The following is a 22,117-nucleotide window of genomic DNA, read 5'->3' as shown; positions in this document are numbered from 1 at the left end:
GTTTGCGACTACGTGTGTTTTTTAGGCGATACTAGGCGCGAGATACGAAATTTAGTCATTCTAAATGATGAGAAACATCGTTTCGCAAGGTAACGACGTAGCGGCAAAAAACACGCTAGTCCCCCGCTGCGCCTTGCGCTGCAAACAAAGCAGTGCTTTGTTCTTGCTCAGGGTTGTGGCTAAAATTATCTCAGCCTTCGTTATGAAACTTGAAAATAGTCTCGCTATTCTCATTCATGCTTTACGACGTATACGTCTCATGCTCAATTTTAACCTACAACGCAAGCCATTTATGAAATGTCAACAGACCCTGATCAGCTTGATAAAAATACCATTTTGACTAGAATAGCGACAAAATCAATAAAGCTAGCTTGATACTCATGTTAAATCAAATTTTTTGCCAATCGGTGAATCATTTTCCACTTATTTGATTAAGTTTTAAAATTTTTAACAACTTATTCAAAATACAAGTGAGATTTATCATGTCTGCATATCATCAAATACGTGCGCTATATGACCGTGACACGATTACAGTTTATCAAGCCTATAACCAACAAATTGCACAATTGGCGGTACAACAACAAAAGTTTGTTTCGCCCTTTTCCTTTAACAGAATGACATGGATAAAACCTTCATTTTTATGGCTAATGGAAAGAAGTCATTGGGCAACAAAATCCAACCAAAATCATATTTTGGCAATCCGTATCAAACGTGATTTTTGGGAATATTTACTCCAGCAAAGTATCCATACCGACCCGACACTCTCTACGTATAAAAATGGCGAACACTGGTTTGAGTCTTTTGAAAATGCCAAGGTTCATATTCAGTGGGATCCTGAACGGAATTTAAAGGGAACTAAGCTTGAACAGCGTAGTATTCAAATTGGGATTAGTCGTTTTTTAATTCAAGCGTTTAACAACACGGCGATTCACTCAATCCAAGATATCACCCTTCTTGTAAATAAGATGGCGCAATTTCGACGTTTAGGACAGTATAAACACGCTGAAAAACTCTTGCCTAAACAACGTATTTATCCTTTAAACGATGCATTAAAAAAACATTTGGTGATTGGTTGATTCAGTATGGGAGTTCGCTTCCATACTCATTACACCTTATTGATTACACATCCAATAAATTTAGCGACTCAACCTGTACATCACTCATCGTATTGCCTTGTTCAAGCAAGTGATTAAAGTAAGCCTCAACAACTTTTGCTTGTTCTGTCGTGCTTTCCACTTTGTACATATTTTGACGGAATTCATTACTAGAATGTAAGCCTTTGGTGTACCAAGCAATATGCTTACGTGCAATTCGGCAACCCGAGTATTCACCATAGAACTGATAAAGTTCAGACAAATGACCCAGTAATACGTGTTTTACTTCTTGAATATCTGGTGCTGCTAAATATTCACCGGTTTTTAAATAATGGGCAATTTCACGAAAAATCCACGGACGCCCTTGGGCCGCGCGCCCAATCATAACGGCATCAGCACCAGTATAGTCCAATACATATTTGGCTTTCTCTGGACTGTCGATATCTCCATTGGCAATCACAGGAATAGAGAGCATCTGTTTGACTTCTTTAATCAAACTATAACGTGCCGTATTTAAATACATATCCTCACGGGTACGACCATGTAAGGCTAAGGCTGCAATTCCTGCTTCTTCTGCTCTTTTCGCCACACGGATAATATTCTCATGACCATTTAAAAAACCTAACCGTGTTTTTAACGTCACAGGCACATCAACCGCTTTTACCACCGCTTCTAAAATTCGGGCAACCAAATCTTCATCTTTCAGCAATGCCGAACCTGCCAGTTTATTACAGACTTTTTTTGCTGGGCATCCCATATTGATATCGACAATTTGCGCACCATTTGCAACTTGATAACGTGCTGCCTCAGCCAACTGATCTGGTTCAGATCCTGCAATTTGCGCTGAAATCGGCGCTAATTCACCATCAAAATTTGCCCGATATAGACTCTTTTTGGTCATACGTAAGGTCTGATCAGAGGTCATCATTTCACTTACCGCATGCCCAGCACCAAAGTATTTGCACAGTGTCCTAAACGGACGATCTGTAACTCCGGCCATAGGCGCAACGATTAAATTATTTGACAGTTGATAAGGACCAATATACATATATATTCATACATTTTTAGACCTTCATAGTATACTGCATCTGCCATAGTGGCTCATCATTTTCTGAGTATGTTTTCTTCGACATGAAAAAATTAGTTCGACATCACGCATTTCTTAAATCTTTCAGCGTGTTAGCTCTTTCTTTAAGCCTAGTTGCTTGTGGTAAAGGTTCATGGTTTGCCCATGAAGATGATGAACAATTAAAACAAGAGCAAATCAGAAAACTGATTCCAAACCGTGTCAATCAACGTGACTCGTGGGCAAAAGACATCTACGATATTTCCAATGAATTAAAAATCCCAACCAACAAAGAAAATATCTGTACCATCATCGCGGTGGTTGATCAGGAATCTAACTTTGTTGCCAATCCTGTTGTGCCAGGTTTGGGGGATAAAGCGGTAAAAGAAGTCACCACACGTTTAAATGAAAAATTTGAAGATAAACTTGGAACCACAATTGGTGGCACGGTTGCTTCATATTTTGAGAATGTTTTAAAAAATCAGCCCTCACCAGATGATAACTATTTAAAACAAATGAGTCGTGTCCGCACTGAAAAAGATTTAGACGTACTTTACCGTGAAATCTTTGATTATATGGCAAAGCATTATCATGTGAGTGCGCTGACGGGTGCGGCAAAATTTGTTGGTCAAGATATTGCTGAAAAAATGAACCCAATCACAACATTAGGTTCAATGCAGGTTCATATCAATTATGCCAAAGAGCATAAACGCACCAGTATGAACATCAATGAATTACGTGATGATCTATATACTCAATTTGGAGGTTTATACTATGGAATCCACCGTTTAATGATGTATCCAGCAGATTATGATAAACCGATTTATCGTTTTGCTGACTATAACTCAGGCATGTATTCGAGCCGAAATGCCGCTTTTCAAAAAATGATCGATAAGCTCACTGAAGCTAATCTGGCACTCGATGGTGATTTACTCTCGTATGATAAAAATGGCGCCCCGCGTCCGGCAATTACAGATACAGAAAAAGCCCTCACTGCCTTATTTTCAAAAAATAATATTTTAGTCACACCGAGACAACTACGTAGTGATTTAAAAGACGAGAAGCAGCAAGATTTTGAAAAAACTCAAACCTATATTGCAGTGACTAAACTTTATAAGAATAAAACAGGCAAAGATCCAATGTATGCGATAATGCCTGAAGTTGTCATTTCTGGGCCTAAATTGAGTCGTGATTATAATACTAACTGGTACGCAAGCCGCGTAAACGGACGATATGAAACATGTATGCACCGAGCAAAACGTTTAAAAATTTAGCATTATTTGATTTTGACGGAACCTTGTGTAAAAAAGACAGTTTCACAGGGTTTATTTTCTATGCTTTATCAAAAAGACATATCGTAAAGCAAGGCATCAAAATTTTACCGTGGATTCAGGCCTATTATTTAAACATCTACCCTGCCAACTCGATGCGTATCAAGTTATTTAATGCAATGTTTAAACAAGCCGATGCCAATGAAATTCAAGATATTGCAAACGAATACGCTCAACGCTTAGTTCGACAACTGGATCAAAATCTTTATCAGCAGTTATTAAAACATCAAACAAATGGCGATGATGTTGTTTTGGTTTCAGCATCTGTAGATATTTACCTCAAACTCATTTGCCAAATCTTAGATATCGATTTGATCTGTACTGGAACTGAAGTCATAGATGGCAAATTTACTGGCAACTATTCCACGCCAGATTGCAGTTGTGAACAAAAACGACTTCGTATCTTAGAAAGATATGATTTAGACCAATATGACAAAATATTTGCCTATGGAAACAGTGAAGAAGATTTGGATATGCTTCATTTGGCCGATTATCAATATATGGTTGGTAAGGATCAGGTTTTACCCTATTTAGAAGATGAAAAAAAATTTGCGTAATTCAGCACTGAGATTTTTTAATGTCCTATATCAATATCATCATGCCACTCTCTGAATTCTATCCCTATATTCAACACGAGTTAAAGAAATATCAAATTGAAATGGCAATGGAATATTTTGATTCAGATCATAAAATTCAAATGAAAATTGCCACGCCTGATAATTTACAAGAACAACTTCGCCAATATGATCATCCAAATCTTGGCTTCTATTTTCTCGATCAAGCTCAAAACATCAGTAAAGATAAAATCTATAAAGATGAATACTGTATATATGCCATTACAGGTGAAGGTGGTCGAGAAACAGAGGATACGTTAGAAAAAATAAGTTTAAGAATGATCTCAAAAACACCTCATAAAAATATTAAAAGCTTTTTTAATGCGATCAAACGTAAATTAAATAACGATGAAAATTTTGGCAAAGGTGTACAAGGAGGCTCTCGCTTCCATGATCAACATTTTTACTTAAAGTCATGGGTCGGCCATAAAGTTTTTAAATCTGATCTATACGACGAAAAAGCACCATTAATCACACCCAAATAAAAACCCCGCCAAAGCGAGGTTATATTTATTAGAAATCTTAAAACCAATCAATAAATCGACATGTGATTACGATGAATCATTTCTAAAGAACGTGCTTCACCTAAAACCTGATACACCTTATCCGAAGCCAAACCTTTGACAGTTTCAGCAGAACGCGAACTAAAGTTCACCCGTCCAACCGCGACTCGATGACCATACTGATCAACACATTCCACAACATCACCGCGATCAAAATGCCCTTCCACGGCTTTTACCCCTACAGGCAATAAACTACGATGGTTTTCTTTAATGGCTTTGACAGCACCATCATCTAAAACCAAACGCCCTGCAGTTTGAAGGTGTGCAGCTAACCACTGTTGATGTGCTGTAACACGATCATCATCAGTAATGAATAAAGTACCCAATAATTCACCCGCCATTAAACGAGCCAATACATTGTCACTTTCACCACTGGCAATCAGCGTTGGACAACCTGACTTGGCAGCCAGACGAGCAGCGCGAACTTTGGTCAACATACCACCACGACCAAACTTACCACCACCGCCTGCCATATCAAACAAGGTTTCATCCATTGCACGAACAGTATGGAACAATTTTGCATTTGGATTAGAACGCGGGTCTGAATCAAACATCCCTTGCTGATCAGTCAAAATGATCAGTAAGTCTGCATGAACTTGCCCTGCAACCATTGCTGCAAGCGTATCATTATCACCAAAGCGGATTTCATCAGTAGACACTGTGTCATTTTCATTGATTACAGGAATCACTTTCCAATCAATTAAATTCTGCAATGCATCACATGAGTTAAGGTAACGACGGCGATCTGCAAGATCATCATGAGTTAACAAGACTTGCGCAGTTTGGATCGAATGCTTTTCCAACACACTTGACCATGTGTGAATTAATCCCATCTGACCAATGGCAGCACAAGCTTGTAGACTGGGTAAATCGGTGGGTCGATTCTCTAGCTTCATACGAACCATCCCTTCAGCCACAGCACCTGAAGACACAAGAATGATCTCGTGCCCTGCATTGTGTAGATCTGCAATTTGTTTCGCCCAATGCGAAATTGCATCCAAATCTAAACCTTGCCCATTTGCTGTGAGTAAAGATGATCCGATTTTAACAACGATACGTTTTAAAGCCTTGAGCTGACGTTGCCCATCTACCACTTCTATCATCTTGTCCTCGGTCTTTCTTTTCTAAATGGGTATCCTTAGAGACTATAGATACCCTTAGAAATTAGCGTACGTAGTACACTTCCATTTCGCCATCATCCTCGCCATCGTCATCCTCATCATCTTCTTCCTCTGCCAAAATACCAGCAAGACGTTGTTGACGACGCATTTCACGATAAGCTTCTTTTGCAGCAATCGTTTGCTCACGTGTTTCAGCTTCAAGCTGATCACGGAATGCTTTCATTTTCGCTGCATACTCTGGATCTTCGTCTTCCAACTCACGTTGTTGCTCGATTTGATCCATGAGGTAATACACAACAGGTTTGGTACCTTCCTCAAGCAAGCCTGAAGTTTTAAATACAGGACCATCCCATTGTAATTCTTCAAGAATATGATTACACCATTCTTCTTGAGTATCATCAGTTAATTGATCAAGTTTGTTTAAAACAAGAACAATCGGTAATTGAGCCAATGTTGGTGAGAATTTTTTCAATTCTTCCACAATCGCTTTGGCATTGTAGGCAGGATCTGAACCATCAATCGGTTGTACATCGACAATATGCAAAAGAATACGTGTACGTGCCAAATGCTTAAGGAAGCGAATCCCTAAACCTGCACCTTCTGCTGCACCTTCAATCAATCCTGGAATATCCGCCATAACGAATGAACGATGACGATCCGCATCGACCACACCCAAGTTCGGTACCATTGTTGTAAATGGATAATCTGCAACTTTTGGTTTAGCTGCTGATACTGCACGGATAAAGGTAGATTTACCTGCATTCGGCATCCCCAATAAACCTACATCCGCTAGAACTTTTAACTCTAAACGAATTTCACGGTATTCACCTTTGATACCATGTGTACATTTACGCGGAGAACGGTTAGTCGATGATTTAAAATGAGTATTCCCCAAACCACCATCGCCACCATGTGCAACTAAAACCTTTTGGCCATCTTCAACCAAATCACCAATAATATCGCCAGACTCTGTATCTACAATGGTTGTTCCTACTGGAACTTTCAGAATAACTGATTCACCACCACGACCAGCACAGTTTGCGCCAGCACCGTTTTTACCACGTTCAGCGCGAAATTTACGGGTATAACGATAATCTACTAAGGTACTGGTATCGTCGTCAGCTTGAATATATACGCTGCCGCCACGACCACCATCACCACCATCTGGGCCACCAAATGGTACAAATTTTTCACGGCGAAAACTGGCTACGCCATTGCCACCGTCGCCAGCCTCTACGGTAATGACTGCTTCATCAACAAAGCGCATGCTGCCAATCCTCTAAAATCTTTAAAACCCCATATTCTGCCATATTTTCAAAAATTTCTCGAATAGTATTATTCAGCTAAGCATGAATTTTCTTAAACATTTATTGTGAGAGGCTTGATAATGCATATTTTTATTCGATTTCGATTGTTTTTTATTCACATATTTTTCTATAATCAGTTCGCTGAAAATCAATAATTCAAAATTAAATCACGCTTATTTTAATGAATCTCAAAATTTCTGTTTATTCGCATGCATTTTTTTGATTTTCGAACTTATACATTAATTTTAAGGAACACGCATATTGTCTATCGTCCAACTCAGTGCTGCGCTTGGACCCGCAGAATGTCAACTCGCTGTAAAATATACGCTTGAAGAAATACGCAAAGAAGCCAAAACAAAAAAGATCCATCTCCAAACAATTGAAAGCCATACGACTCAATATGGTTATTCCTCGGTACTGCTCAGTGTCGATGAGGATGCCCGAACATGGCTCAATACTTGGCTCGGTACAATTCAATGGACTTTTCAAAGTCCAATTCGTCCACAACATAAACGTAAAAACTGGTTTGTAGGCATTACGCTTTTCGATACACCGTTGCAACTCCCTGCGGATGACACCATCACTTTTCAGGCCTGCCGTGCTTCAGGTGCTGGTGGCCAGCATGTCAACACAACCGACTCTGCTGTCCATGCAACTCATGTTGCATCTGGGATAAGTGTAAAGGTCATGACTGAACGAAGCCAACATGCCAATAAACGTGTGGCAAAAGAATTGATTGCACTCAAACTACAACAACAGATGGAGAGCCAGCAAGCCCATCAGAAACACGCTCAACATTTACAACACGCGTTGATCGAGCGAGGCAATGCCGTCCGAGCATTTAAAAAGTGATGTTTTTACATCACTTCAATTAAACGATATGCAAATTGAAACGTTCTATTTTCTTTTTCAATTAGCTCAGCACTTAATGTTAAATCTGTCCATTTTTCTGTTTCATCATTTAACGTGGTTTCTAATTTGGCCTCTATTCCATAACCACCTTGATAATATTGAAAAACTTCAAAATTCTCATTTGAAATTGTTAGTTCAGGAATGTCTTGATCAAAATAGTAATGTAAAACGTCTTCTTGAATTTCATCCCAAACGGCTTGAGATATTCCAAATTTTAAATGAAGTTGTTTAAAATTTTTATGACAAACTGCTTGTATAAATTCTGCACATAATTGATATGCAATATCTTGAATATTTTTATCCATTGAATACCTAATTAAAGATAGTTTTGATTATAGAAATTGATTTCTAATCGAAACACGATTTTATCACAACAATAAAAAAGGAAGCCTGAGCTTCCTTGATTTACAACACAATAAAATTAAGACTTTTGCAAATCCAATTGGGGTTGATTTGATTCTTCAAGCATTTTACGATCCACTTCAGCTGGGTTATTTAAAGCATCATTGAGCTTCTCAACATCCAGCTTTCCGACCCACTTGGCAACTACAATCGTTGCCAAAGAGTTACCCACCAAGTTAGTCAATGCACGTGCTTCTGACATGAAACGGTCAATACCTAAAATCAAAGCCAAACCAGCGACTGGGATATTACCTACAGCAGCCAAAGTTGCTGCCATGACAATAAAGCCTGAACCAGTTACACCTGCTGCACCTTTTGATGAAATCAACAAGACTGCAAGTAAAGTAATTTCATGCCAAATATCCAGTTGAGTATTGGTTGCTTGCGCAATAAAGATCGCCGCCATAGTCAAATAAATAGAGGTACCATCAAGGTTAAATGAATAACCTGTTGGAATTACCAAACCAACCACAGACTTTTCACATCCAGCAATTTCAAGCTTTTTCAGCATACGCGGTAATACAGATTCTGAAGACGATGTACCCAATACAATCAACAATTCTTCACGAATCATACGAATCATTTTTAAAATACTAAATCCGCAGAAACGACTGATTGAACCTAAAATAATAAAGATAAACAACAAACACGTGATATAGAAACAAAGAATTAACTGTGCAAGTTGCGCTAAGCTACCAATCCCATACTTACCAATGGTAAATGCCATCGCACCAAAAGCACCGATTGGCGCAAGTTTCATAATCATATTCACAATGTTAAAGAACACATGCGAAATTTGATCAATCAATCTTAATACTGGTTTTCCAGCATCGCCAAGTTTATGTAATGCAAAACCAAACAATAAGGCAAATAAAAGAACTTGTAGAATTTCACCTTCTGCAAATGCGCCCACAACCGTATTTGGAATAATATGCAAAAAGAAATCAACAGTAGACTGTGATGCACCTGATTCCACATACTTACTGATACCCGTGGTATCTAAAGTCGCAGGATCAACATTCATACCAACGCCCGGCTTGGCGATATTGATGACAACCAAACCAATAATCAGGGCAATGGTAGACACGACTTCAAAGTATAAAAGTGCAATACCACCAGTCTTACCCACTGATTTCATGCTTTCCATGCCCGCAATCCCACTGACCACGGTACAGAAAATCACAGGGGCAATAATCATTTTAATGAGCTTAATAAAAGCATCACCTAAAGGTTTGAGTTGTTCGCCTAAACCAGGAACACTTTTCTCTACACCATTGATCAATTGAGTACCACTTGGAAAGTAGTGCCCTACAATCACACCCAAAATAATGGCAACAATCACTTGAAAATAGAGTGACTTATACAGCGGTTTCTTAGCCATGATAATTACTTCTTTCTATATTTCTGTTTGAAGAAATATCCAATGTTAATGCTACCATTTGCTGACACAGCCCAAAATCCCGATAAAAACTTCTGGGAAGTCGGTTTTTAGCAAATAAAAATCCCTTCAGAAAACGACAGTTTTCCAAAACAATGACAACGAATGACGATGTTTAAGATTTATTCTCGCTGGCACCTTGGCCAAAAGAATAAATACAGAACAGGAGATAAAAAATAAAACGCTCTTCAAGGCTATTTTAATTAATTTTTGATGATCAATCTCTATGCAAATGTTAATTTCGCCTAACATCTGTGCAATTTATGCTTAGACCTTAGTCTAATATCATCTATGTCTATACGATTCAGATCAATTTATGGCATAGTGTATTTCACTGTATCCTCTCCCTTGATCCATTTGACATGAATACAAAACGCAATCTTTATAAAGACTTTGAACATCCTTTTGCGCAGTTTGTGCGAATTGTTGGTAAAGGGAAAAATGGTGCACGATCATTAACTTATGATGAAGCTTATCAAGCTTTTTCAATGATTTTGAAAAATGAAGTCTTAGACGTACAACTTGGCGCGTTTTTAATGTTGCTTCGGGTCAAAGAAGAGTCTGTAGATGAACTGACAGGCTTTGTCCAAGCGACCAAAGACCAATTGAATTTTCAACCACTTGCTGTGGATTTAGATTGGTCATCTTATGCGGGTAAACGCAAACACTACCCGTGGTTTTTATTGGCAGCATTAACACTTTCAAAGCATGGTTATAAAATCGTGATGCATGGTGCATCAGGCCATACTATGAACCGTGTGTATACTGAACAAGTCTTAGAATACTTGGACTTTCCAATTTGCCAAAATGAAGCACAAGTCAAACAGCAACTAGACACCCAAAATTTTGCCTATTTGCCTTTAAATGTGATCTCTCCGATCTTGGCAGATTTGATCAATCTTAGAAATGTGATGGGGTTACGCTCCCCGATTCACACACTGGCTCGTTTGATTAATCCATTCAATGCCAAAGCAACCTTACAGGCAATTTTCCACCCTGCTTATCGTAGTTCACACCAACAAGCTGCCTTTCAATTAGGTTATAAAAATAGTGCTGTGATTAAAGGTGAAGGTGGCGAGTTTGAGCGTAATCCTGATGCAAAAACCCTCATCTGTGGCATTCAAGATGGTGAACTTTATGAACATGAATTGCCTAAATTAACCGATAACCGCAGCCCAACAGAAGAACAGCTTGATCTCGCTGTTTTTAAAGCGGTTTGGGAAGGCCAACAAGCACATGAATATGGAGAAATTGCCATCACTGAAACAATGGGCATTGCTTTATATACCATGGGTATTGTAAATAACTATCTAGAAGCCATGAGTAAAGCAAAGCACCTTTGGAACACGCGTTTCTAATTTCATCTTTAAACACAAGCGTGAACGTTATTGATCACGCTTTTGGATAAAATAAAAATCAGCCCAATAGGGATAACTTTTTCCTGAAGAATGAATATTGATAAGTTGCAACTGATCACCTATTTTGACATCGATATTATTGGATTGATAAGGACCAGATAAATAAGCATCTTTTTGCTTTCCAATCAGACTGGAACAATACAGATGATGGGTTTTTATCTTTTTTGATGCGTCGGCTGTATAAGCATTACGGATCTTGATACCAACTAACAGCATGGGATAACCATCATTTTTAATTGATGTATATTGTGTGACAGGCGTTTGGAAATTTTGACTTGCGGTTACGGTAACTTCTAATAAACATTGAATACGTTTAGCATCACTTGTTTGCTCAGCGAATGTACTGGTCGAAATTGCAGTGATACAGAATAAACTGAGTCGAGCAAGCTTTATTGTTTTGAGTAGCTTGAGCATTTTAACCTCTTTATCGTTTTAATATCATCATGATTGAAACAGTTTAAATATTATTGTTTTTTAAATTGTGTGTTTGAATCACAAAGTGAAACTACTCTGTGATTCAAGGGATCTTTTGCTCAGTTAGATAAAACGAATCGGTTTAAATTCTGGCTCAGGCACATGCGAATCACATTCCTCACCTTCTTCTTTATGCCCTTTATCGATATAACCTGTACGTTCTTTTTCAGGTATATTCTGATGTTCCCAAGCAATCACTGCTTGCATACAGGTTTGACGTTGCTCAGCAGTCAACGCCACACCATTTGGCCATTTACCAATTTCTACCGCAGTTTTTAAACGCTCAACAATGTCAGCATCTAAAATAGAAAGCATCTGTTCAATATTCATGGTCAATCCCGCTGAAAAGAATCAAAATCTTGATTCCAGCCAAGTTTAGTACGACAAGCCATATAGAAGTCATAACCTGGTGGATGTAAAAGTATTAGTTTGAAGGGATGTTTACGAATATGCAAACTATCACCGACATTTAATGAAACGCTATGCTGACCATCGGCACTGACCATCGGCAACACCCGGTTTTCACGGATCAATATCTTAATTTCGCTTTGCCCACCTACCACAATCGGTCTTGATGACAACGTATGTGGGTGCATTGGAACCAAAGCAATTGCATCCATACTTGGATGTAAAATCGGTCCCCCACCAGATAAGGCATATGCCGTTGAACCTGTCGGGGTCGATACAATTAAACCATCGCTGTGTTGGCGATAAACATATTGCCCATCAATATTCAGCTCAAAATCAATCATATGTACAGATTTACCTGAATGAAGTACCACATCATTCAAAGCAATTGCATCATAAATTATTTCATTTTTACTGCGAATTTCAATTTCCAATAAAAAGCGACGATCAAGCTGAAACTCACCTTTTAAAACTTGATCTAACTTAAACAGCACTTCAGTGGGTTTAATATCTGTTAAAAACCCTAAACGACCGCGGTTCACCCCAAGTACAGGAATATTGTATTTTACCAATGCACGTGCAGCATGTAATAAAGAACCATCACCACCGACGACAATAACCAAATCAACCACTTCACCGAGCAGATTCTTACTGACAGTTTGTGTATTGGTATAAGGTACAAGTTGTGCTGTAGCTGTATCAAAAACTGGATGCAGACCCAAACTTAATAAATGATCGTGTATAAGACAAAGCGTATCAACCACAGATGATTTATCTGGTCTTCCAATTAAACCGATATTACGAAAGGTCTTTGGTGAAATTTGCACAGATGCGGTAGCTCCACTGAAATTCTGAGATATAATAGCACTCTCAGTATATGTTTATAAAATCATTCATATACGAAAAATAACGAGAATGTTTAAAAAGCCTTTAAATTTGTGTATTTCACAGATTTATTATTGCAAAATTAAGAAAAGCTTCGCATGATTAGCGAAAATAAATTTGGGTATTATTATCTGTATATGAAGACCGAACGTGGTATAGGCTTAATTGCACTGATTTTTTGTGTATTAATTATTGCAGTATTTCTCGCATTTAGCGTCTACTTAATTCGCCTCGACAATGTTATTCGAGATAAGTTTGAAGGCAATCGCTGGGATATTCCTGCGAAAGTATTCGCTCGCCCATTAGAAATCTATGCAACTGCGCCAATTGCCCAAATAGAGTTTGAACAAGAGCTCAAATTACTCGGTTATAAAAACAGTGATAGCTATACCAAATCGGGAACCTATATTACCCAACCGAATACAATTTACGTGCATACACGTGGCTTTGACTTTGGTGACAGTGTAGATCCAGAACAAGTCCTACAAGTGACCTTTGCTGGCGATACAGTTACAGATGTAAAAGCCACCAAACCGACCAATACTGGAATCGCACGTTTAGAACCAATGTTAATTGGTGGTATCTACCCGCAACACAATGAAGACCGTGTCCTCATTAAATTAAATAAAGTTCCTAAACCTTTGATTGAAGCTTTAATTGCTACAGAGGATAGAAACTTTTATCGTCATCATGGTATTTCATTCCGTGGTACAGCGCGCGCGTTACTCAGTAACGTGACTGGTGGTAAACGTCAAGGTGGTTCAACACTGACGCAACAGTTGGTTAAGAACTTTTTCTTAACCCCTGAAAAGACCTTAAAACGTAAAGTGAATGAAGCCCTGATGTCACTGTTATTAGAGCTTCATTACAGCAAAGACGAAATTTTAGAAGCCTATTTGAATGAAGTGAATTTAGGTCAAAGTGGTAACTATTCTGTCAATGGTTATGGCTTAGCTTCACAATTCTATTTTGGTTTACCACTCAGTGAATTAAATATTTCACAACAAGCATTTTTGGTCGGTTTAGTTCAGGGTCCTACCCTATTTAACCCTTGGAAAAATCCTGAAGGCGCAAAAAAACGTCGCGATATTGTGCTGAACAATATGTTGGTGATGGGATACTTAGACCAAGCGCAATATGAAAAAGAAATTGCACGTCCGCTCAATGTGGTGCGTAAACCAACATTAGGTACAGCAAGCTTCCCAGACTTCTTAGATATTGTACGTCGTCAACTTAAAACCGAATACCAAGAATCAGATTTAACTAATCAAGGTTTAAGAATTTTTACGACACTTGATCCAATTGCACAAACTAGAGTGCAAAAGAGCTTTAGAGAAACGGTGAGCCGTTTAGCCAATGCGAACCCAGCAAGACTAAAAGACCTACAAGGCGCTGTTTTAGTTACCCGTCCTGAAAATGGCGAATTGATTGCCGCTGTTGGTTCTACCCAAGACTTTACTGGCTTTAACCGTACTGTAGATGCTAAACGTCAAGTGGGTTCTTTACTTAAACCTGTGATTTATTTAAGTGCGTTGGAATCAGGTCGTTATAACTGGGCATCACAAATTGAAGATGCGCCAATTAGTTTACCTGTCAGTGGTAATCAAACCTGGACACCAAAGAACTATAGTGGAACAGGTCATGGCTATGTTCCGATGTCTCAAGCCTTAGCGAACTCATATAACTTGTCTGCTGTGCGTTTAGGGAATGAATTTGGGATCTCTACATTTAGCAATAACTTGTCTAAATTTGGCGTGACCTCAAAGATTCCAAACTACCCGTCTATTTTCCTTGGTGCAGTTGATATGTCGCCAATGGAAGTGATGAGTATTTATGGTAACTTTGCAACAGGTGGATTTAAATACCCAACCAAAGCGATTCGTACTGTTGTAGATTCTAATGGTCGTTTATTAGAACGTTTTGGTTTAAATGTACAACAAACCATAGACCCTTCTGCTGCCTTCTTATTGAACTTTGGCTTACAACAAGTCATGTCTGCGGGTACAGGTAAAGCGGCTTACAACACATTACCTGCTGATCTCAAACTTGCGGGCAAATCAGGTACAACCAACGATACCCGTGATTCTTGGTTTGCTGGATATTCAGGCAGTAATTTAGCAGTGGTGTGGTTAGGCTTAGACAACAATAAAATCACTGGGCTTACAGGTTCATCAGGTGCATTACCTGTATGGATCAATGTCATGAAGCAATTACGCCAAAAACCAGTGAATTTACGTCAAACTGATGATATTTCATGGCAATGGATTGACTCTCGTACTGGGGAGCTTTCAGCACAAGGCTGTGAAGGCGCACTATATATTCCATTATTACGTCACACAGTCCCTAATCGTGCAACAGAGTGCGGCATGCCATATTATCAAGTTGATCCTCAATCCACGCCTGATACGCAACAAAACACTTCACAGCCGCATTCAAGTGATAGTATAGAAAACTATATTCGCGAAAGTGAAGACAGTTTAGATCAGGACTCAAGAGGTCATGTGATCTCAAGTGGTAGTTATAACAACTAATCTAAACGTGTTGGATATACCGGTAAATTGGCTTTTAAATAGGAATTTGTGATGAAACGAAATGTAAGCACAATCGCTTATATTCTAAGTTTAAGTGGAATATTAACTTTGGCCGGGTGTCAAACAACACCCCAACAAAATTCTAAACCAAGCAAATCTGTTGAAAAGCCAAAATCTGAACAGCCTGACCATCGGGTTGCGACACCAGATGGGGTAAAAATTACCCCTTATGAACGCCCTGAAATTAAACGTGAAAAAGTTCCTGTTGTGATTGCGCCACAATCCAAGCCTCAAACGCAAAAATTTGAGGATGGAGAAAATATCCCAGCCTTTAAACAGCTCATCCAACAAACTCAAACCGCATATCAAAAAGGCCAGTGGGATGAAGCTGAACGTTATGCAATCCATGCACAACGTATAGCACCACAATCAGCACAAGTGTTCTCTTATTTGGCTCAAATTGCCAATCAGAAGAAACAATATGCGAATGCTGAATCTTTAGCGCGACGTGGTTTAAGTTATGCGCAAAGTCCATCCCAGAAGAAAACCTTTTGGAATGTTATCTTGCAGGCTGCTCAGCAATTAAAAAATCAACAGACCATCGCAGAAGCGCAAAAACAGTTACAACGTTTATAACTGTTTAAGCCAATATCTCTGCTCGATTAAAAATTTCGAATCCCAGCAATCCCGTATGCATAATGCTGTTGTGCAATCGCTAAATCAGCTTGGCTTAATCCCCCCAATGCAAAGACGGGTAAATCACAGGTCTTGGCATATTCGGCAAATTTTTCCCATCCAAGTGCATTGGCTTCAGGATGAGTCTGGGTTGCAAATACTGGACTTAACATCACAGCATCAAAGCCTAAGCTCTGTGCTCGCTGTAAAGAGACCAAATCATGACATGCTGCTATACAACGTAGACCGATTGGTAACTGCCCGATGTGTAAATCCATCAATTGATGCTGTTTATAATGTACAGCAGCTATATTTTTTTGAAGATGTTCAGGCAACTGTTGCCATAGCTCTATATTGACGATCAAGCGAGATAAGGCATTTGCAGCTAACTGCGAAATTTGTGTTACAGCAACCTGATCTGCAGTCGTTCTAAAATAAAAAAATTGCGCGTTGTCATCTAGACTTTTTTCTATGCTCAATGCTGAAAGATTGTCGGAGATTTTAATTTGATGCGCCCAGTACAAGCGTTGAATAATCGCTTGATTGGCTTTAGGGAAATTCAGCGCGAATAGTTGATCACGTCCATACCATGTCCAAGGTTTCTGAATATCATGCAAATATTGTTCAGGAACCGTGGCATGAAAAAGATGGAGAAACACTTCAACATCATCATAAACATGATGAATCACATCAAAAGCATGCCATTGCTGGATGCCAATTCCCACTTCCTCAAAGATCTCTCGACGACATGCTTCAACAGGCGTTTCCCCTGCTTCAATTTTGCCACCAGGAAATTCATATTTATTGCCCTGATGCTGATCTGCATTGCGCCAACCGACCAGCACTTTCCCACGATAAAGTAATAAAGCGATAGCCACATGAATACTGGGTTTAGACATAAAAATCGACACCTGAATTTTTAATGAATTGTAAGCAATTATAGAAATTTTATAAATGATAAAAATTATCGTTGACAGACCTATTCGATAATGATTATCATTTAAATCACTTAGACAGCACCCCACACGGAGTAACAATAATGAACGCACCTTTTAGCCTATTCACACGTAACACTGAAGCTCACCAATCTCTTCCGATGTTACATTCAAATAACTTATTTGCATTAGGGCGCGAAATTCGCATCATGCATGCTGGAGAAGAATATCGCTTACGTTTAACACGTAACAATCGTCTAATTTTGACCAAATAACTATAAAAACATTAAGTTAAAACAAAAAACGTGGGAACAAGCAGTATGAATCAGCGCATACTGCTTTTTAATTTTGTCAGTTGATTTTTAATGCTTGTCTATTGATTTTTATACAACACCCAATCTCTATAAAACGATCCAATGAAATGTTAAACATTCAATAAAAATGCCCGATTCAATCGCACAGCTTTAACGTAAATAAACACAAACGCTCAAACCGCCATATTTGGAAGCAGCAAACTGAATCTGTCCATGATGTAAATCGATCACCTTTTTACAAATTGACAAACCTAAACCTGAACCTTGTGTTTTAGTCCCCAACGCTCGGTAAAAACGTTCACCTAAACGATCTAAGATGTCTTGAGGAATACCCTCCCCATCATTTTGAATTTCAAAGCTATTGCTATTGTTTAAAGGTCCAATCTGAATATAAATATTGCCCTGTACTGGCGTATAACGAATCGCATTATCTACAAGATTGCGAATACAAATAAACAGTAATTCTTCATTTACATAGACCTGAACATCTTCGCTTTGAATATGAATCTGAACCTGCTTTTCATCTATAAATGGATCTAAGCTACTTAACACATGCTGAGTCATTTGCTCTAGACTTATCCAAGTCTTCGGTAATTCACTGGCATCCGCTGGATCTAATCGTGCCAAAAGCAAAAGATTTTCAAGGACTAGCGTTCCTCGATTCACATCATTTTGAATACTATTGAGTTGCTGATAAATCTCAGGAACCTCTGCATATTTGCGTTGTAATAACTGCAAACGCATTTGTATCGCAGAAAGCGGCGAGCGCAATTCATGTGATGCATCTGCGGTAAAGCGTTGTTCAGCAATTAAAGCTTGATCCAGTCGCGCAAGCATTTGATTGAGCTGATTGACCATCGGCTCAAGTTCTTTAAATGCAGGCTGTTGCTGAATTAAGCTGAGATCATTGGCATTTTTCTCTGCAATTTCTGTCGAAAGCAGTTGAATAGATTTAAATTGTTTTTTAACTGAGAAATGTAAAATCAACCATTGCAGCAACCAGAGACTCAATAAAACCAATAAATAGCTGATAAAACTTTGCAATAAGTCTTTAAAACGGACACTTAAGGGCTGTATAACATAGACGCTTAACTGAGAATCCTGATCAATCGCTCGGTAGCTACGTAACAGCTTATTCTCTGCCCAAATAAATGCATATCCATTGTCTTCACCCTTCGCCAGAAGATTGTCATGCCCTTGTCGCAAATCAAATTCAGGTGATTGGGTCAACATCACCTCACCATTCATCAATCGGTACTGAATATCAAATTCATCACTTAACTCATCCAATTGAAAACCAGACGTCGCACTTAAATCTGAAATCAGAAGCATATCTGCAACTTCATCCATGATTTCATCTTGTACCTTCATGTTGTGATAAATCGAAAGACTGACCAAAAGTATCAGCGCAAAAACACCTGCCACAATTGAACTGAGCATGGAGGTCTTAATCAGCTTGGTTTGTAGTGATACTGCCTGGGTCATATTCATCCTATTGAAATCATTCAAAGTACTTGGTGAAATACTCAGTCTTGCTCTTTATTCATACGATAGCCCAAGCCACGGATTGTTTTAATCAAATGTCCGCCGATCTTCTTACGCAATTGATAGATATAAACTTCAATCGCATTACTTTCAATTTCATCCCCCCAAGCATAAAGAGATTCTTCCAATTGCTCTCGTGTCACAATATGTTCAGGCTTTTGCATCAATTTATATAAAATTTGAAATTCTTTTGCAGTGAGATGAACAACTTGCTGATCTTGAAATACTGTTTTTGCTTGAGTATCTAGCACTAAATTTTCATATTTTATTTCATGTAAATTTGTGACTTGGGTTTGTCTGAGTTGTGCCCGTACTCGGGCAGATAATTCTTCTAAACTAAAAGGCTTTACCAAATAATCATTTGCGCCGAGATCCAAACCTTGCACACGATCTTGAATGCTGTCTCTCGCTGTAAGAAAAATCACAGGAATTTCTGGAAATTGACGTTTTAACAGTTTAAGAATTTCATCGCCAGTGGCTTTCGGCAAACCACGATCTAGCAAGATGCAATCATATTGATGCTGTTCTATGGCTAAAATTGCATGATCACCACGTTCGACCCAATCTATATTGTAGCCATCCATTTCCAACCAAGATTTAATACTTTCAGCTTGTGAACTATCATCTTCAGCGAGCAAAATTCGCATAGACCATCTCTCTTTTAGGCAGATAAAGCCTTGATCAAAATAAAATGTTCAGTTTGTTGCTGTTCATACTTGTTAAACATTGCTAAAGACCACATGCATACACATGTAGTCTTAGCGAATATAACGAGAATCTGCTGTGACTTACTATTAATGGATAAAATAATTAAAAATTCACCGCATCCACATCAATTTCTACACGTTTCGTCGGCTTATAGTCGATATCGACCTCACCAAACAATGTCACTGTAGCATTTGCTGCGATCGGTTTACCTTGCCATAACTCATCATCAATATCGACAGTAATGCTACCAGTGCTATCACGGAATTGATATTTTTCATCACCGATTGCTTTAACCACGTTGCCACGAAGCTGCACTTTAGTATCGTCTTTTAATGTTAACGCTTGTTTTACTGTGGTTAAACTTGGTGTAAGCGCTGATTGATTTACCGCTGTGTTTGCAGTAGCAAAACTTGTTAAACCAATTAAGCTTGTGGTTAAAATTGTTTTCGCAATGACGTTCATTGTTGTGTCCTCATATCGGTTCATTGTTTCGATAGAAGCATTAAAACAAACCAACATGAGGTGAATCTTAGGATTTCTTCATTTGCTATTTTAAGTCAAAATTAATTTAAAGGCACAACTCTAAGGACTTCTTCCAGCGTTGTTACGCCTTCCAATACTTTACGTGCACCAGCAATTCTTAATGGTTCAATACCCTCTTTTTTTGCCTGCATTTTTAAATCATCTAAAGTCACGCCCGCACTAATTCGCTGCTTTGCTTCAAGGCTAATCGGCATAAACTCGTAAATCCCGACACGACCTTTATAACCTGTTTGACGGCATTCCTCACACCCAACTGCTTTATATACAAAATTAGGCATTTTGGTCTGATAGCCAAATGTCAAATGCTTCCACTCTTGTTCATTGATAAAGGTTTCTTGTTTGCAATGAGGGCAAAGCTTACGCACTAAACGCTGAGCCAATACTCCCAAAATCGTTGCAGCGGTTAAAAAAGGTTGCACGCCTAAATCATGCAAACGTGTCAAACTTGATGGTGCATCATTGGTATGCAGGGTTGAAAGTACTAAATGACCTGTTAATGCTGCCTGAATCGCCATGTTGGCAGTATCTTGGTCACGAATTTCCCCAACCATAATAATATCTGGATCTTGACGCATCAACGCACGGATACCATCAGCAAAACCGAGCTCAATCCCTTGATTGACCTGCATCTGGTTAAAACTTGGCTCCAACATCTCAATCGGATCTTCAATGGTACAGACGTTCACTTGTTCGGTTGCCAATTGTTTTAACGAAGAATAAAGCGTGGTGGTTTTACCTGAACCAGTGGGACCAGTCACCAAAATAATGCCATGACTATGTTGCGTTAAAGCATGCCACTGTGCCAATAAATGTTCATCAAAACCCAATTGTTGAAAACTTCGCACCAAAACTTCTGGGTCGAAAATACGCATCACCAACTTTTCGCCAAAAGCAGTCGGCAATGTTGAAAGACGTAACTCGGTTTCTTGCCCTTTCGGTGTACGTGTTTTTAAACGCCCATCCTGAGGTTTACGTTTTTCTGCAACATTCATACGACCTAAAATTTTAATCCGTGAAATAACTGCGGTTAATGTATTGGCTGGCATATTATAAATCGTATGCAGTACCCCATCGATACGAAAACGAATTTTGCCTTTTTCCTTACGCGGTTCTAAGTGAATATCACTCGCCCCTTGCTCAAAAGCAAACTGTAAAACCCAATCGACCAGTTTCACAATATGCTGATCATTGGCATCTGGATTCTGGGTATCACCCAATTGTAAAAGTGCTTCTACACCCTTATTTTCTTTATCATAGGCACTGGATTTTTGCGAATTGCTGACCGCTTTACTGACTTGATAGTACTCTGTTAAATAACGTTGTAATAACTCAGGATTTAACACTACTTTTTCAATTTTTTTGGGGCTTAAACTACGTTCTAAATTATGTACCCAATCCGTCATAAAAGGCTGTGCTGTACCAATCAGAATTTTATCGGCACTGACCTCAACTGCTAAAATTTTATTTCTTATTGCAAACTCTTGCGACATGACATTGGTCAGTGAAGTCACATCGGCCTTTAACGGATCAATCGTAAATGAATTGAGTTCGGCTTTTTCAGCTAACCATTCTGTCAGCGTGGTCAATGTCAGTCTTTTAACTGGATTTTTAGCATCGACGAGCTTAAAGCTGGCTATCCATTGTAAAGGATGCCACTTCAACTGATCGCGTTGTCGATGCGTGGTTTGTACCAATAGTTTTTCACGTTCTGTAATACGACCATCTTTTAATAATTGTTCTAAACACCAAGCTGTATCGATTTCAAAATTAAATTGCATTGTTATATCCCCGAAACTCAATCTACTATAACAAAATTAATTGTTGTATTTCTTG

Annotated in this window: 22 protein-coding genes; 9 read left to right on the top strand and 13 right to left on the bottom strand. The window is 38.7% G+C overall.

The genetic code is table 11. The features are described from left to right. Positions 1–482: 482 nt before the first annotated feature. Positions 483–1,076, top strand: a complete 594-nt coding sequence (locus M2R48_RS06800; RefSeq protein WP_262085535.1) for a DUF4291 domain-containing protein — start codon at positions 483–485, stop codon at positions 1,074–1,076. A gap of 43 nt (positions 1,077–1,119) precedes the next feature. Here M2R48_RS06800 and dusB read toward each other — a convergent pair whose 3' ends face one another. Continuing rightward, on the bottom strand, positions 1,120–2,142 hold the full coding sequence (dusB, locus tag M2R48_RS06795; RefSeq protein WP_262085534.1) for a tRNA dihydrouridine synthase DusB: 1,023 nt from the start codon (positions 2,140–2,142) through the stop codon (positions 1,120–1,122). Between the two features lie 83 nt (positions 2,143–2,225). Here dusB and M2R48_RS06790 point away from each other — a divergent pair, with 83 nt between their 5' ends. From M2R48_RS06790 to M2R48_RS06780, 3 genes are read left to right on the top strand one after another with little or no spacing between them, the layout of a single operon-like run. After that, positions 2,226–3,434 carry a DUF1615 domain-containing protein gene (locus tag M2R48_RS06790; RefSeq protein ID WP_262085533.1) on the top strand — a complete coding sequence of 403 codons (1,209 nt, stop codon included), beginning with the start codon at positions 2,226–2,228 and terminating at the stop codon, positions 3,432–3,434. After that, complete coding sequence (locus M2R48_RS06785; RefSeq protein ID WP_262085532.1) at positions 3,401–4,048, top strand: HAD-IB family hydrolase; 648 nt, start codon at positions 3,401–3,403, stop codon at positions 4,046–4,048. The genes M2R48_RS06790 and M2R48_RS06785 overlap by 34 nt, the downstream gene beginning before the upstream one ends. A gap of 20 nt (positions 4,049–4,068) precedes the next feature. Next, positions 4,069–4,590 carry a hypothetical protein gene (locus M2R48_RS06780; RefSeq protein WP_262085531.1) on the top strand — a complete coding sequence of 174 codons (522 nt, stop codon included), beginning with the start codon at positions 4,069–4,071 and terminating at the stop codon, positions 4,588–4,590. A 47-nt stretch (positions 4,591–4,637) separates the two neighbouring features. Here the strand turns inward: M2R48_RS06780 and proB are convergent, their stop codons facing one another. Together proB and cgtA are read right to left on the bottom strand one after the other, a co-directional pair. After that, on the bottom strand, positions 4,638–5,771 hold the full coding sequence (proB, locus tag M2R48_RS06775) for a glutamate 5-kinase (RefSeq protein ID WP_004721861.1): 1,134 nt from the start codon (positions 5,769–5,771) through the stop codon (positions 4,638–4,640). 61 nt (positions 5,772–5,832) lie between these two features. After that, positions 5,833–7,056 (bottom strand): Obg family GTPase CgtA, encoded by a 1,224-nt coding sequence (cgtA, locus tag M2R48_RS06770; RefSeq protein WP_004820174.1) that lies wholly within the window; start codon positions 7,054–7,056, stop codon positions 5,833–5,835. Positions 7,057–7,357: 301 nt separating this feature from the next. On the opposite strand from cgtA, the gene prfH reads away from it, so the two are divergent. After that, on the top strand, positions 7,358–7,948 hold the full coding sequence (gene prfH, locus M2R48_RS06765) for a peptide chain release factor H (RefSeq protein ID WP_262085530.1): 591 nt from the start codon (positions 7,358–7,360) through the stop codon (positions 7,946–7,948). A 5-nt stretch (positions 7,949–7,953) separates the two neighbouring features. Here prfH and M2R48_RS06760 read toward each other — a convergent pair whose 3' ends face one another. Both M2R48_RS06760 and M2R48_RS06755 read right to left on the bottom strand, forming a co-directional pair. Further along, positions 7,954–8,313, bottom strand: coding sequence for a hypothetical protein (locus M2R48_RS06760; protein ID WP_262085529.1), 360 nt, complete (start codon positions 8,311–8,313; stop codon positions 7,954–7,956). 116 nt (positions 8,314–8,429) lie between these two features. After that, positions 8,430–9,791: a dicarboxylate/amino acid:cation symporter gene (locus tag M2R48_RS06755; protein WP_004721869.1), complete on the bottom strand. Its 1,362-nt coding sequence runs from the start codon at positions 9,789–9,791 to the stop codon at positions 8,430–8,432. A 419-nt stretch (positions 9,792–10,210) separates the two neighbouring features. Between M2R48_RS06755 and M2R48_RS06750 the strand changes: the two genes are divergently transcribed. Next, entirely contained in the window at positions 10,211–11,206 is a 996-nt protein-coding gene (locus tag M2R48_RS06750; RefSeq protein WP_262085527.1) for a glycosyl transferase family protein, read from the top strand. Positions 11,207–11,233: 27 nt separating this feature from the next. Here the strand turns inward: M2R48_RS06750 and M2R48_RS06745 are convergent, their stop codons facing one another. The 3 genes from M2R48_RS06745 to M2R48_RS06735 all read right to left on the bottom strand — a co-directional run bounded on the left by M2R48_RS06745 (position 11,234) and on the right by M2R48_RS06735 (position 12,975). Continuing rightward, positions 11,234–11,680, bottom strand: coding sequence for a hypothetical protein (locus M2R48_RS06745; RefSeq protein WP_262085526.1), 447 nt, complete (start codon positions 11,678–11,680; stop codon positions 11,234–11,236). A gap of 123 nt (positions 11,681–11,803) precedes the next feature. After that, a complete protein-coding gene (locus M2R48_RS06740; RefSeq protein WP_004721875.1) occupies positions 11,804–12,070 on the bottom strand; it encodes a YeaC family protein in 267 nt (88 codons plus the stop codon). A 2-nt stretch (positions 12,071–12,072) separates the two neighbouring features. Then, positions 12,073–12,975 carry an NAD(+) kinase gene (locus tag M2R48_RS06735; RefSeq protein WP_004721877.1) on the bottom strand — a complete coding sequence of 301 codons (903 nt, stop codon included), beginning with the start codon at positions 12,973–12,975 and terminating at the stop codon, positions 12,073–12,075. A gap of 195 nt (positions 12,976–13,170) precedes the next feature. Here M2R48_RS06735 and mrcB point away from each other — a divergent pair, with 195 nt between their 5' ends. Together mrcB and M2R48_RS06725 are read left to right on the top strand one after the other, a co-directional pair. Beyond that, the gene (gene mrcB, locus M2R48_RS06730) at positions 13,171–15,564 is read left to right on the top strand and encodes a penicillin-binding protein 1B (RefSeq protein ID WP_262085525.1); all 2,394 of its coding nucleotides are present in this window, start codon (positions 13,171–13,173) and stop codon (positions 15,562–15,564) included. Between the two features lie 51 nt (positions 15,565–15,615). Beyond that, a complete protein-coding gene (locus M2R48_RS06725; RefSeq protein ID WP_004820161.1) occupies positions 15,616–16,200 on the top strand; it encodes a tetratricopeptide repeat protein in 585 nt (194 codons plus the stop codon). A gap of 26 nt (positions 16,201–16,226) precedes the next feature. On the opposite strand, the gene M2R48_RS06720 is transcribed toward M2R48_RS06725, so the two are convergent. Next, a complete protein-coding gene (locus tag M2R48_RS06720) occupies positions 16,227–17,138 on the bottom strand; it encodes an NUDIX domain-containing protein (RefSeq protein ID WP_262085523.1) in 912 nt (303 codons plus the stop codon). A 140-nt stretch (positions 17,139–17,278) separates the two neighbouring features. Here M2R48_RS06720 and hemP point away from each other — a divergent pair, with 140 nt between their 5' ends. Further along, on the top strand, positions 17,279–17,449 hold the full coding sequence (gene hemP / locus M2R48_RS06715) for a hemin uptake protein HemP (RefSeq protein WP_004721884.1): 171 nt from the start codon (positions 17,279–17,281) through the stop codon (positions 17,447–17,449). Positions 17,450–17,638: 189 nt separating this feature from the next. Here hemP and M2R48_RS06710 read toward each other — a convergent pair whose 3' ends face one another. The 4 genes from M2R48_RS06710 to M2R48_RS06695 all read right to left on the bottom strand — a co-directional run bounded on the left by M2R48_RS06710 (position 17,639) and on the right by M2R48_RS06695 (position 22,062). Beyond that, entirely contained in the window at positions 17,639–18,973 is a 1,335-nt protein-coding gene (locus tag M2R48_RS06710; protein WP_262085522.1) for a sensor histidine kinase, read from the bottom strand. A gap of 41 nt (positions 18,974–19,014) precedes the next feature. Beyond that, positions 19,015–19,680: a response regulator transcription factor gene (locus tag M2R48_RS06705; protein ID WP_004721888.1), complete on the bottom strand. Its 666-nt coding sequence runs from the start codon at positions 19,678–19,680 to the stop codon at positions 19,015–19,017. A 163-nt stretch (positions 19,681–19,843) separates the two neighbouring features. Then, a complete protein-coding gene (locus M2R48_RS06700) occupies positions 19,844–20,203 on the bottom strand; it encodes a NirD/YgiW/YdeI family stress tolerance protein (protein ID WP_004721890.1) in 360 nt (119 codons plus the stop codon). 101 nt (positions 20,204–20,304) lie between these two features. After that, positions 20,305–22,062 (bottom strand): GspE/PulE family protein, encoded by a 1,758-nt coding sequence (locus M2R48_RS06695; protein ID WP_056516006.1) that lies wholly within the window; start codon positions 22,060–22,062, stop codon positions 20,305–20,307. Between the last annotated feature and the right edge of the window lie 55 nt (positions 22,063–22,117).

Origin of the sequence: Acinetobacter sp. I-MWF (assembly GCF_025433935.1) — a bacterium.
Taxonomy (GTDB): domain Bacteria; phylum Pseudomonadota; class Gammaproteobacteria; order Pseudomonadales; family Moraxellaceae; genus Acinetobacter; species Acinetobacter guillouiae.
This window is presented reverse-complemented; position numbering and strand designations above follow the sequence as displayed.